General features: G+C 54.0%; 13 protein-coding genes. 8 read left to right on the forward strand and 5 right to left on the reverse strand.

Features of this window, described 5'->3' with window-relative positions; translation table 11 throughout:
* Window positions 1-85: 85 nt before the first annotated feature.
* From HT085_RS08910 to HT085_RS08950, 8 genes are all read left to right on the forward strand, one after another.
* On the forward strand, window positions 86-772 hold the full coding sequence (locus tag HT085_RS08910) for a septal ring lytic transglycosylase RlpA family protein (RefSeq protein WP_003689919.1): 687 nt from the start codon (window positions 86-88) through the stop codon (window positions 770-772).
* A gap of 60 nt (window positions 773-832) precedes the next feature.
* The gene (locus HT085_RS08915; RefSeq protein ID WP_003689921.1) at window positions 833-1,159 is read left to right on the forward strand and encodes a PepSY domain-containing protein; all 327 of its coding nucleotides are present in this window, start codon (window positions 833-835) and stop codon (window positions 1,157-1,159) included.
* A gap of 81 nt (window positions 1,160-1,240) precedes the next feature.
* A complete protein-coding gene (gene ruvA, locus HT085_RS08920; protein WP_003689924.1) occupies window positions 1,241-1,825 on the forward strand; it encodes a Holliday junction branch migration protein RuvA in 585 nt (194 codons plus the stop codon).
* Window positions 1,825-1,962 carry a hypothetical protein gene (locus tag HT085_RS08925; protein ID WP_003689926.1) on the forward strand — a complete coding sequence of 46 codons (138 nt, stop codon included), beginning with the start codon at window positions 1,825-1,827 and terminating at the stop codon, window positions 1,960-1,962. Before ruvA ends, HT085_RS08925 begins: the two co-directional genes overlap by 1 nt.
* Before the next feature lie 25 nt (window positions 1,963-1,987).
* Window positions 1,988-3,844 (forward strand): ABC transporter ATP-binding protein, encoded by a 1,857-nt coding sequence (locus tag HT085_RS08930; protein WP_003689927.1) that lies wholly within the window; start codon window positions 1,988-1,990, stop codon window positions 3,842-3,844.
* Window positions 3,845-3,848: 4 nt separating this feature from the next.
* Entirely contained in the window at window positions 3,849-4,772 is a 924-nt protein-coding gene (gene rsgA / locus HT085_RS08935; protein WP_003689928.1) for a ribosome small subunit-dependent GTPase A, read from the forward strand.
* A gap of 25 nt (window positions 4,773-4,797) precedes the next feature.
* Window positions 4,798-5,109, forward strand: coding sequence for an exodeoxyribonuclease VII small subunit (locus tag HT085_RS08945; protein WP_003697631.1), 312 nt, complete (start codon window positions 4,798-4,800; stop codon window positions 5,107-5,109).
* Window positions 5,093-5,989: a polyprenyl synthetase family protein gene (locus HT085_RS08950; protein ID WP_003691917.1), complete on the forward strand. Its 897-nt coding sequence runs from the start codon at window positions 5,093-5,095 to the stop codon at window positions 5,987-5,989. The genes HT085_RS08945 and HT085_RS08950 overlap by 17 nt, the downstream gene beginning before the upstream one ends.
* A gap of 116 nt (window positions 5,990-6,105) precedes the next feature.
* Here HT085_RS08950 and HT085_RS08955 read toward each other — a convergent pair whose 3' ends face one another.
* From HT085_RS08955 to nuoL, 5 genes are all read right to left on the reverse strand, one after another.
* Entirely contained in the window at window positions 6,106-6,405 is a 300-nt protein-coding gene (locus tag HT085_RS08955) for a DUF2818 family protein (protein WP_010359269.1), read from the reverse strand.
* 111 nt (window positions 6,406-6,516) lie between these two features.
* Window positions 6,517-7,962: an NADH-quinone oxidoreductase subunit NuoN gene (gene nuoN / locus HT085_RS08960; protein WP_003689932.1), complete on the reverse strand. Its 1,446-nt coding sequence runs from the start codon at window positions 7,960-7,962 to the stop codon at window positions 6,517-6,519.
* A gap of 9 nt (window positions 7,963-7,971) precedes the next feature.
* Entirely contained in the window at window positions 7,972-9,468 is a 1,497-nt protein-coding gene (locus tag HT085_RS08965) for an NADH-quinone oxidoreductase subunit M (RefSeq protein WP_003691918.1), read from the reverse strand.
* Window positions 9,469-9,581: 113 nt separating this feature from the next.
* Window positions 9,582-10,745, reverse strand: coding sequence for a phospholipase D family protein (locus HT085_RS08970; RefSeq protein ID WP_003691920.1), 1,164 nt, complete (start codon window positions 10,743-10,745; stop codon window positions 9,582-9,584).
* Window positions 10,746-10,928: 183 nt separating this feature from the next.
* Window positions 10,929-12,953, reverse strand: a complete 2,025-nt coding sequence (gene nuoL / locus HT085_RS08975; protein ID WP_003691922.1) for an NADH-quinone oxidoreductase subunit L — start codon at window positions 12,951-12,953, stop codon at window positions 10,929-10,931.
* Window positions 12,954-12,955: the final 2 nt, after the last annotated feature.

Consider the following 12,955-nt stretch of genomic DNA (forward strand, 5'->3'; position numbering starts at 1 on the left):
AACCGCTGCCGCAGCGTGCGGCGGTTCGGAACGCGTCCGTAGGGCATAATGCCCATCCGTCTTCAACTCAAGAACGGAACACATTTTGACTTTAACCCGAAAAACCCTTTTCCTCCTCACCGCCGCGTTCGGCACACACTCCCTTCAGACGGCATCCGCCGACGCAGTGGTCAAGGCGGAAAAACTGCACGCCTCCGCCAACCGCAGCTACAAAGTCGCCGAATTCACGCAAACCGGCAACGCCTCGTGGTACGGCGGCAGGTTTCACGGGCGCAAAACTTCCGGCGGAGACCGCTACGATATGAACGCCTTTACCGCCGCCCACAAAACCCTGCCCATCCCCAGCCATGTGCGCGTAACCAACACCAAAAACGGCAAAAGCGTCATCGTCCGCGTCAACGACCGCGGCCCCTTCCACGGCAACCGCATCATCGACGTATCCAAAGCCGCCGCGCAAAAATTGGGCTTTGTCAGCCAAGGGACGGCACACGTCAAAATCGAACAAATCGTCCCGGGCCAATCCGCACCGGTTGCCGAAAACAAAGACATCTTTATCGACTTGAAATCTTTCGGTACGGAACACGAAGCACAAGCCTATCTGAACCAAGCCGCCCAAAATTTCGCCGCTTCGTCATCAAGCCCGAACCTCTCGGTTGAAAAACGCCGTTACGAATACGTTGTCAAAATGGGCCCGTTTGCCTCGCAGGAACGCGCCGCCGAAGCCGAAGCGCAGGCACGCGGTATGGTTCGGGCGGTACTGACCTCCGGTTGACGGTTATTCGATACCTTATTAATATCCCCATTTTTCAACCCCTGATTTACAAGGGCAAATATGAACATCAAACACCTTCTCTTGACCGCCGCCGCAACCGCACTGTTGGGCATTTCCGCCCCCGCACTCGCCCACCACGACGGACACGGCGATGACGACCACGGACACGCCGCACACCAACACGGCAAACAAGACAAAATCATCAGCCGCGCCCAAGCCGAAAAAGCGGCTTGGGCGCGTGTCGGCGGCAAAATCACCGACATCGATCTCGAACACGACGACGGCCGTCCGCACTATGATGTCGAAATCGTCAAAAACGGACAGGAATACAAAGTCGTTGTCGATGCCCGTACCGGCCGCGTGATTTCCTCCCGCCGCGACGACTGAATTTGATACAATCCGTGCCGTCTGGAGCCCGAACCGGTTTCAGACGGCATTTTGCACCCGACACTTCAGGATTCGGCACACATGATCAGCAGACTGACCGGCAAACTGGTTGAAAAAAACCCTCCGCAAATCGTCATCGATGTCAACGGTGTCGGTTATGAAGCCGACGTATCGATGCAGACCTTCTACAACCTGCCGCCCGTGGGTGAAAGCGTACAACTGTTTACCCAGCTTATCATTCGGGAAGACGCACATCTTTTATTTGGTTTTGCCACTGCGGAAGAACGCAAGACCTTCCGCCAACTGATTAAGGTCGGCGGCATCGGCGCGAAAACGGCTTTGGGCATTTTGTCGGCGATGACGGCAGACGAGCTGGCGCGGGCGGTTGCAGAAGAAGATGTCAAACGCCTCTCCTCCGCTCCGGGAATCGGCAAAAAAACCGCCGAACGTATGGTCTTGGAACTGCGCGGCAAGCTGGTCGCGCATACGGTAACGGACGGGCTGTTTGCCGCCTCACCCGCCGCCGACGAAACGGAAGACATCGTCAGCACGCTGCTTGCGCTGGGTTACAACGAACGCGAGGCAAAAGCGGCGGTCAAAGGCGTTCCGAAGGGGACGGACGTGGGCGAAGGCGTGCGCCTTGCCCTGAAAAACCTGCTGAAATAATGCCGTCCGAAGGCGGCGCGGCGTTTGCCCTGACGAAACCCTGCGTTTCCGCCCCGCGCTGTCTTCCCGACGGCTTTTCCCGTAAAATGGCGTTATTGTCCCTCCTTTCGGACGGCATTGTGTTTGATGCCGTCTGAAACTGTTTTACCGAAATCGAAAACAATGTTGAACAAAATATTTTCCTGGTTCGAGTCCCGAATCGACCCCTACCCCGAAGCCGCGCCGAAAACGCCCGAAAAAGGCTTGTGCCGGTTTGTCTGGAGCAGTATGGACGGGGTGCGGAAATGGATAGCCGCCCTAGCTGCGCTGACCGCCGGCATCGGCATTATGGAAGCCCTGATTTTTCAATTTATGGGCAAAATCGTAGAGTGGCTCGGCAAATACGCGCCCGCCGAACTGTTTGCCGAAAAAGGTTGGGAACTGGCGGCAATGGCGGCGATGATGGTGTTTTCGGTCGTGTGGGCGTTTGCCGCGTCCAACGTGCGCCTGCAAACCCTTCAGGGCGTGTTCCCTATGCGCCTGCGCTGGAACTTCCACCGCCTGATGCTGAACCAGAGCCTCGGTTTTTATCAGGACGAATTTGCCGGCCGCGTGTCCGCCAAAGTCATGCAGACCGCGCTGGCGTTGCGCGACGCGGTGATGACGGTTGCCGATATGGTCGTTTATGTGTCGGTGTATTTCATCACTTCGGGCGTGATTCTCGCCTCGCTCGACTCATGGCTGCTGCTGCCCTTTATCGGCTGGATAATCGGTTTCGCTTCGGTAATGCGCCTGCTGATTCCCAGATTGGGGCAAACCGCCGCACGGCAGGCGAATGCCCGCTCGCTGATGACCGGCCGCATTACCGATGCCTATTCCAATATCGCCACCGTCAAACTCTTTTTCCACGGCGCGCGCGAAGCCGTCTATGCCAAGCAGTCGATGGAAGAATTTATGGTTACGGTGCGCGCCCAAATGCGGCTGGCGACTCTGCTGCATTCGTGCAGCTTCATCGTCAACACTTCGCTGACCCTCTCCGCCGCCGCACTGGGCATCTGGCTTTGGCACAACGGACAGGTCGGCGTGGGTGCGGTCGCCACCGCCACCGCGATGGCGTTGCGCGTCAACGGGCTGTCGCAATACATTATGTGGGAATCCGCGCGGCTGTTTGAAAACATCGGCATCGTCAACGACGGCATGGCGACCCTGTCCAAACCGCACACCATCCTCGACAAGCCCCAAGCCCTGCCGCTGAACGTGCCGCAAGGCGCAATCAAGTTCGAACACGTCGATTTTTGCTACGAAGCCGGCAAACCGCTGCTCAACGGCTTTAACCTGAATATCAAACCCGGCGAAAAAGTCGGCTTGATCGGACGCAGCGGCGCGGGCAAATCCACCATCGTCAACCTGCTTTTGCGTTTCTACGAACCGCAAAGCGGCACGGTTTCGATCGACGGGCAGGACATAAGCGGCGTTACCCAAGAATCTTTACGCGCCCAAATCGGTTTGGTCACACAAGATACCTCGCTGCTGCACCGTTCCGTGCGCGACAACATTATTTACGGCCGCCCCGACGCGACCGATGCCGAAATGGTTTCCGCCGCCGAACGCGCCGAAGCCGCCGGCTTCATCCCCGACCTTTCCGATGCCAAAGGGCGGAGCGGCTACGACGCGCACGTCGGCGAACGCGGCGTGAAACTCTCCGGCGGACAACGCCAGCGCATCGCCATCGCCCGCGTGATGCTCAAAGACGCACCCATCCTGCTGCTTGACGAAGCCACCAGCGCGCTCGATTCCGAAGTTGAAGCCGCCATCCAAGAAAGCCTCGACAAAATGATGGAAGGCAAAACCGTCATCGCCATCGCCCACCGCCTCTCCACCATTGCCGCGATGGACAGGCTCGTCGTCCTCGACAAAGGCCGCATCATCGAAGAAGGCACACACGCCGAACTCCTCGAAAAACGCGGGCTTTACGCCAAACTCTGGGCGCACCAGAGCGGCGGCTTCCTCAGCGAACACGTCGAGTGGCAGCACGACTGAACCGATGCCGTCCGAACACCCCTTTTCAGACGGCATTTCCACACCCAACCCCAAAGAAACCATGAACGACACCGCCCAAATTACCGCCGGCTACGGCCGCCGCTACATCGTCCGCACGCCCGACGGCACAACCTACGAAGCCAGCACCCGCAAAAAACGCGTCGATTTCGCCTGCGGCGACCGCGTCCGCATCAGCCCCGTCAACGCCGAACAAGTTGTGATTGAAGATTTTTTACCGCGCCAAAGCCTGCTCTACCGCCAAGACGCGTGGAAAACCAAACTCATCGCCGCCAACGTTACCCAACTCCTCATCGTAACCGCCGCCGTCCCGAGTCCGAGCGTGCGGCTGCTACAGCGCGCCCTGCTTGCCGCCGAAGCCGCCGGCATCCGCGCCGTCATCGTCCTGAACAAAGCCGACCTGCCCGAAACCGCCCTCTGGCTCGAAAAACTCAAATTCTACGAAACGCTGGGTTACCCCGTCATCGAAACCCGCGTGCTGGAAAACGCCGACAGCCTGCGCCCCGTCCTGCAAGGGCACAGCAACATCCTGCTCGGACAAAGCGGTATGGGCAAATCCACCCTGACCAACGCCCTTTTAGGCAGCCAAACCGCCCGCACCGGCGACATTTCCGCCGCACTCGACTCGGGAAAACACACCACCACCCACGCCCGGCTTTATGATTTGAACGGCGAAACCCAACTCATCGACTCCCCGGGTTTGCAAGAATTTGGTTTACACCACCTCCAAGCCGCCGATTTGCCGCACTATTTCCCCGATTTCCGCCACCTTGTCGGGCAATGCCGCTTCCACAACTGCACCCACCGCGCCGAACCCGGCTGCGCCTTCAAAGCCGCCGCCGAAACCGGGGCGGCAAGCCCCGAACGCCTCGCCTTTTTGCAGGGCATCACCGACGAACTGCTCGGGTAACGCCTTGCCGACCGGGGCGGAAAAAATGCCGTCTGAAGCCGGATTCGGGTTTCAGACGGCATCCGTTTTGCAAAAATGCTACAATCCGCTTTTTACCGGAACACCCGAAACTATGAAGAAAAACACCCCGAAATCGTTTGAAGAGGCCTTGTCGCGCCTTGAATCGCTGACGCAGTCCATGCAGGGCGAAATGCCCTTGGAAGACGCGCTTGCCGCCTATCAGGAAGGCAACGAGCTGGTCAGGTACTGCCAAACCAAGCTGGCCCAAGTCGAACAGAAATTACAGGTTTTGGATGCGGACGGGACGAAGGAGTTGAACCTTGAATCCGACGAATGATTTGAAAGCGTGGCAACAGAGGGCGCAGGCGCAGACAGAGCTGCTGCTGGAACGCTTTTTGCCGTCTGGAAACGAAATCCCGCACACGCTGCACGAAGCGATGCGCTATGCGGCTTTGGACGGCGGCAAGCGTCTGCGCCCGATGCTGGTGCTGGCGGCTTCGGAATTGGGCGGGGCCGTGGCGGATGCGGTCGGACAGGCAATGGCGGCAATCGAAATGATCCACGTCTATTCTTTGGTTCACGACGATATGCCGGCGATGGACAACGACAGCCTGCGGCGCGGCAAACCGACCTGCCACATCAAATATGGCGAAGCCACCGCCCTTCTGACCGGCGACGCTTTACAAACCCAAGCCTTCGACGTGTTGAGCCGTCCGACAGAACTGCCCGCCGCACGCCAGTTGGCAATGTTGTCGGTGTTGGCAAAAGCGGGCGGCAGCGCGGGTATGGCGGGCGGACAGGCAATCGATTTGGCAAATGTCGGCAAACAAATGGTTCAAGCCGATTTGGAACGGATGCACAGCCTGAAAACGGGGGCGTTGATCCGTGCGGCGGTTTTATTGGGGGCGACGGCGTGTCCCGATCTGTCCGACGCGGAACTTGCCGTATTGGACGCTTACGCGGCAAAACTGGGTTTGGCGTTCCAAGTCATCGACGATGTGTTGGATTGTGAAGCGGACACGGCGACTTTGGGCAAGACGGCGGGCAAAGATGCCGACAACGACAAGCCGACTTATGTGAAACTGATGGGCTTGGAAGCGGCGCGCTCATACGCACACAAACTGGTTGCCGAAGCAGTCGCGCTGCTCGAACCCTTCGGCGACAAAGCCCTGCGCCTGCGGCAGTTGGCAGAATTTGCAGTCGCACGCAAATATTAAAACCGGCGTATATCGCCGACTGAAACGTGCCGGCACAGCGATGCCGGCCTGCACTTGAATGAAACAAATGCCGTCTGAAAGGGTTTCAGACGGCATTCCTATGCTTGTTTGCTTGTTTATTCCCTGTTGCGCGTGTGCCAAAAATACCGCCGCACGAAACACGGGAAGGCGAAAATGAGGTACAGGCAGACGACGGTGGCGTAAAACTCCCAACCCTGATTGTGTACCGCTCCCGCACGGGATTCGAGGATGTAGGCAAGAGAGGCGGTCAGCGCGAAACCTGCCGCCAGCTCGATCAGGTGGTGTCCGAAATGTTTGCGCTTGAGCGCGGCCACGCCGAACAGTCTGGTCGTGAGGAAGGGGGCGTTGGCAAAGATGAGTGCCAAGACCAAAAGGATGTACATGGATGCGGTCATGATGGGCTTTCTGTTTGGGCATTGTCGGCGGCGATGCCGTCTGAACTGCATTGCGGAACGGCATATCTTAACAAAAACGGCAGCCTCTGACACGGCTGCCGTTTCGGCGGCTCACAGCGTGTTCTCCAACGCCTTGGCGCACCAGTCGATAACGGTTTGCGGCATAATGCCCCACAGCACCAACAGCAGCGCGTTGACGCTTAAGAGGGATTTTGCGGCATTGTTGCCGCCGGCGGCGGGACGGGCGCGGCCGGATTCGTCAAAATACATGACTTTGACCACGCGCAGGTAGTAGAACGCGCCAACCAGCGACATCACGACGGCAAACACCGACAACCATACATAGCCTTGTTTCAAAAGCGCCATAATCACGCCGAATTTGGCGTAAAAACCCATCAGCGGCGGAATGCCCGCCATAGAGAACATAACCAGCAGCATCAAAAAGGCAAGCCATACGCGGTGTTGGTTCAACCCTGCCAAATCGCTGATGTTTTCGCACTCGTTGTCCCCGTCCGACAACACCATCAACACGCCGAACCCTGCCGCCGCCATCAGCGCGTAGGTAATGGCGTAATAGAGGCCCGCCGCAAAGCCGACCGCGCCCGCCATAAACGCCAACAGGATGAAACCCGTATGCGATACGGTGGAATAGGCGAGCATACGTTTGATATTGGTCTGCATGATGGCGGCAAGGTTGCCGACCAGCAGCGAGGCGGCGGCAAGCAGGGCAAACATCAGAGACCAGTCATGATGCACGGTTCCCAGCCCGGTAACGAGGATGCGGAAAGCGAAAACGACGGCGGCGATTTTCGGGGCAGTGCCGACCAAGGCGGTAACAGAAGTGGGCGCGCCGTGATACACGTCGGGCATCCACATATGGAACGGTACCGCGCCGAGTTTGAACGCAACGGCGACGACGATAAACACCAGACCCAGTTTCAACAGCCATTCGTTAGCTTCTTCATTGAAGGAAGAGGCGAGCACGCCGGCAAATTCCAGCGAACCGGTTGCGCCGTAAACCATAGAAATACCGTAGAGCAGCAGGCCGGATGCCAGCGCGCCCAGAACAAAATATTTCAAGGCGGCTTCGGCGGCAAAACCGGAATCGCGGCGCAGGGCAATCAGGGCGTAAAGGGCGAGCGACAAGAGTTCCAAACCGATATAGGCAGTTAAAAAATGCCCCGCGCTCACCATCACGCTCATGCCCAAGAGGGCAAACAGCGACAGGGTGTAAAACTCGCCTTTGAAAATACCGCGCACTTGGTTGTAGGGCTTGGCATAGACAAACAGGACAAACGTCAAGGCATATAAAACCATTTTTGCCAAACGCGACATACCGTCCGCAATATACATCCCGTTGAACGAAGACGTGCTGCCCTGTTCCCACACGGCAAGCTGCACCGCCGCCGTAACCGCCACCGTTGCCAACGCGCCGTAATGCGTCCAACGGCATTTGTCATCACTGGCCCACAAGTCCGCCGGCAACAATAACACCAGTAGCGACAGCAGCGCGACTTCGGGCAGTGCGGGCATTAAATTCAAATCTGACCAATTCATTTACACACCTCAAATCTTGCTTTGCGCCACATGGGCAATCAAATCGTTTGCCGCCTGATGCACCACTTCGATAAATGCGTTCGGATACAGGCCCATCCCCAAAACAGCAACCGCCAAAACCGCCAGAATCGCAAACTCGCGGCAATTGATGTCTTTCATTTCGGCAACGTGCGGATTGTGAATCGCGCCGAAAATCACGCGCTTGTACATCCACAGGGTATAAGACGCGCCGTAAATCAGCGTCATAGCCGCCAGCGCGCCCACCCAGAAATTCACTTTAACCGCGCCCATAACCACCATAAACTCGCCCACGAAGCCGGAAGTCGCAGGCAGGCCGGCGTTCGCCATACCGAACAACATCATAAACGCCGCAAACTTGGGCATCACATTGACCACGCCGCCGTAATCGGCAATATTGCGCGTGTGCAGGCGGTCGTACATCACACCGATGCACATAAACATCGCCGCCGACACGAAGCCGTGCGAAATCATCTGAATGACCGCGCCTTTCAACGCCCAGTCGTCCAACTGCCCGTCAACAAACAAAAACATCCCAAGCGTTACAAAACCCATATGGCTGATGGACGAATACGCCACCAGTTTCTTCATATCGGTTTGCACCAGGGCCACCATACCGATATAAATTACGGCAATCAGGCTCAATACGATGATCACGGGGGCAAAATAGCGAGCCGCGTCCGGCATAATCGGCAGGATAAAGCGCAAGAAACCATACGCACCCAGTTTCAGCGTAATTGCCGCCAACACCATCGAACCGCCGGTCGGCGCTTCAACGTGGGCATCCGGCAGCCAAGTGTGTACGGGGAACATCGGCACTTTTACGGCAAATGACAGGAAGAACGCTACAAACAAAAGCTGTTGTACGCCCAACGGAATCTGTTTGATGTTTTGGAAATCGACAATAGAGAAGCTGCCTGTCTGATAGTACAGGTAAACCATGGCAACCAACATCAAGAGCGAACCCGTCAGCGTATAGAGGAACAGCTTGACCGACGCATAGACGCGGCGCGGGCCGCCCCATACACCGATAATCAGGTACAGCGGAATCAGCATACCCTCGAAGAACACATAAAACAGAATCGCATCCTGCGCGGCAAACGCGCCGTTAATCAAACCCGACATCATCAGGAATGCCGCCATATACTGCGCCGGACGTTTCTGAATGACTTCCCAACCGGCCAATACCACCAGCAGCGTAATAAACGCATTCAAGATGATAAAGAGCACTGAAATACCGTCCACGCCCAATGCGTAGTTGATTTTCAGAAGCGGAATCCACTCGTGGAACTCGGTAAATTGATAGCCGCCGCTCAAACGGTCGAAACCGGTAAACAGGGGCAGCGTTACCAAGAAACCGGCAAGCGCTCCCATGAAGGCAAGCACACGCGCCAGCGGCGCACGGCTGTCTTTACCGGTCGCCAAAACCAGCACGCCTGCGGCGATGGGTATCCATATTGCCAAGCTGAGTAGGTAGTTGGAAAACATAGTGGTTAACCTGTGGTTAAAATAAAAAATATAGTTGTATGGGTTGGTCTTTACAGACAGCGTTTTAGGAAGTCGTCTGAAAGAAGGAATGAATACTCTCCCCCCTTCTTTACTTATTCCCAATCAATATCTGTACGATTGCGATATTCTGCCTGTACTAAAACATCTAATTCAGCCAAATCTTTTATTTCTGACTGCATAGCTAGTAAAGCTCTTAACTTCATACTTAAATCAATATATTTGGAGCCTTCGCTTGCTCCTTTTGCAGACTTAAATTTATTTTCTTCTAAAAATTTTTTAATGGGAGCATTTAAAACAGGATATCTATCTGGATATTCTTGACAAAGCATTTCAGAAAAAACTGAACCACGAGTGGAAACCCCACATTCTTTTAGCCAATCAATTTGCTTGGCAACCACATTATCTCTCTCAGTAAGTGGAGCATCAAAAACTGATTGGATGGCAATGCATAATTTTCTAAAATCTGAAGACTTACCCGTCCTTTTCCACGTTTTATCTTGAAAACGATTGCCTACCCCTTCTCCTTTATTTTCGCTTTTCCAAGACCATAATTTATTAAATTCCCCATAAAAATCATTATTGTCTATTTTTCCTGCTGCACATTGCTTAATAAGATTTTTTAATTGATTACACACAGTTTGATGGTTTCTCATCTGCTTTCTCCGTGCCGCAATCAGTTCTTGATTATAATTTGGCATCTCCATAAATAACTTATCCATCACTGATTGTCTAACAGTTGATTTCTTATAGTTAATTTCAGCTTCCTGATACTCCTCAAGCCAATCTTCCGATACCGGGATAGATTTCATCGCAATTTCATCAGCCCAAGATTTGACTTTTATAAAATCCTGCTCGGAAATTTTAGTCAAAATATTTGCTTCATAATTGCTATTAAACGCAGCATGAGTCAAATTTGAAGAACCGATTAAAGCATAATATTCATTCTTATCATTCTTCCAAAATACAGCTTTAGGATGAAAACCCTGAATGCCTTGAGCTACCATCAGTGTGAATTTCAAATGGGACGGAAGCCATTTCAACACTTTCCGAATAGCCTCTTTTTTAGACAATCCGAAATCTTGTCCAAAAATAAATTTAAACTCTTGCAATTTGCTATTGAGCTTATTTTTTACATCCCAATGAGTGAGATACGCAGAGAAAATATACAGCTCTACTGCCTCTGAAACAGCTTTCTCATATATTGAAATCAGTTCCTTCTCATTTGGTGTATCTGAATGTAAAAATAACTGTGTCATCCCTTTTGACTCCTCTATATTTGTTGAGATTGCCTAAAAAATTTAGGAAACAGATAATTTGCATGTTGGCTATTTCACGCCTGTTGGGTACCATTTTGTTCCACCCTTTGACTTAATGCCCACTTCTCAAACTTTTCAGACGACCTCTACAAAACTATGAACAGGTCGTCTGAAACTCCGCCTTTATCTGAACAAGCCCCAGAAGGTCATGCCGAGCAAGACCAATACGCCGAACACCATAGCGGCGGCGTAGGTGTAGATAAAGCCGGTTTGGGCTTTGCGTACCTGAGCGGCAATCGCGCCGACCAGTTTGGCGGAGCCGTTGACGATGCCGTTGTCGATAATGGCGGTATCGCCGACTTTCCAGAAGAAAGTGCCCAATGCGCGCGTGCCTTTGGCGAAGACGTTGAAATACAAGGCGTCGAGGTAGTATTTGTTTTCAAACAAAACGTAAACCGGACGGAACGCCTGCGCGATTTTAGCGGGCAGGTGCGGCAGTTTGACGTACAAAAGCCATGCGCTCAATACGCCTGCGGTAGCGAGATAGAGGACGGGCGAATGCAGACTGTGCGACACCATCGCCAATGCGCCGTGGAACTCTTCTTTCATGATGTGCATGGTCGGATGCGCGTCGGCGTTGACGAAAATCACGTCTTTGAAGAAATCGCCGTAGAGCATGGGTTCGATGGCGATGTAGCCGATGATGACGGACGGAATCGCAAGCAGAATCAGCGGCAGGGTAACGACCAGCGGGCTTTCGTGCGGATTGTCGTTTTTGCCCAAGCCGTGATGTTCTTCACCATGGCCGTCTGAATGGTGTTCGGGCAGGCTGCGCCATTTTTCTTCGCCGTGGAACACCATAAAGTATTGGCGGAACGCGTAAAACGCGGTAACGAACACGCTGGCGAGGACGGCAAAATAGGCAAAGCCGCTGCCCGGCAGGGTGCTGTATTTCACTGCTTCGATAATCGAATCTTTGGAGTAGAAGCCGGAGAAGAACGGCGTACCGATCAGAGACAAATTGCCGATCAGCATAGTCAGCCAAGTAATCGGCATGTATTTTTTCAGGTTGCCCATATGGCGCATATCTTGATCGTGGTGCATACCGATAATCGCACTGCCCGCCGCCAAGAACAGCAAGGCTTTAAAGAAGGCGTGGGTCATGACGTGGAACATCGCCACAGAATAGGCGGACGCGCCCAGAGCCACGGTCATGTAGCCCAGTTGCGACAGGGTAGAATACGCAACCACACGTTTGATGTCGTTTTGAATCACACCCAAGAAGCCCATAAACAGGGCGGTAATCGCGCCGATTACCATAATGACCGACAGCGCGGTGCTGCTCATCTCATAAATCGGCGACATACGCGACACCATAAACAAACCGGCGGTAACCATCGTCGCGGCGTGAATCAATGCAGAAATCGGAGTCGGGCCTTCCATCGAATCGGGCAGCCAGACGTGCAGCGGGAATTGTGCCGATTTACCCATCGCACCGACAAACAGGAGCAAACAGGTTACGGTAATCAAAGACCATTCCACGCCGGGGAAAAGCTGGATAGTGGCATTTTGTACGTTGGGCAGATAGGCGAATACGTCCTGATAACGCAGGCTGCCGCCGAAATAGGCAAGCACCAAGCCGATACCGAGCAAAAAGCCGAAGTCGCCGACACGGTTGATCAAAAAGGCTTTCAGGTTGGCAAATGTCGCGCCCGGGCGTTTGAAATAGAAACCGATCAAGAGATACGACACCAAGCCCACCGCTTCCCAACCGAAGAAGAGCTGGATGAAGTTGTTGCTCATAATCAGCATCAACATGCTGAAAGTAAACAAAGAAATATAGCTGAAGAAGCGTTGGTAGCCGACTTTTTCATCGTGCATATAACCGATGGTATAGATATGCACCATCAACGACACGCCCGTTACCACGACCATCATCATCGCCGTCATCGTATCGACCAAGAAGCCGACGGAAAAATCCAAGCCGCCCATTGTCAGCCAGGTATAGACGTTTTCGTCAAACTTGGTACGGCTGCCATTGAGGAATCCCCACAGCACATAAGCCGACAGCACGGCAGATACAGCGACACCGAGTATCGTAACCGTATGCGCGCCGGCACGCCCGATTTTGTTGCCGAACAAACCCGCAATCAGCGAGCCTGCCAACGGAACAAGGGCAATTATCAAATATAAAGTCATATCGTTCATGA

Origin of the sequence: Neisseria gonorrhoeae (assembly GCF_013030075.1) — a bacterium.
Classification (GTDB): domain Bacteria; phylum Pseudomonadota; class Gammaproteobacteria; order Burkholderiales; family Neisseriaceae; genus Neisseria; species Neisseria gonorrhoeae.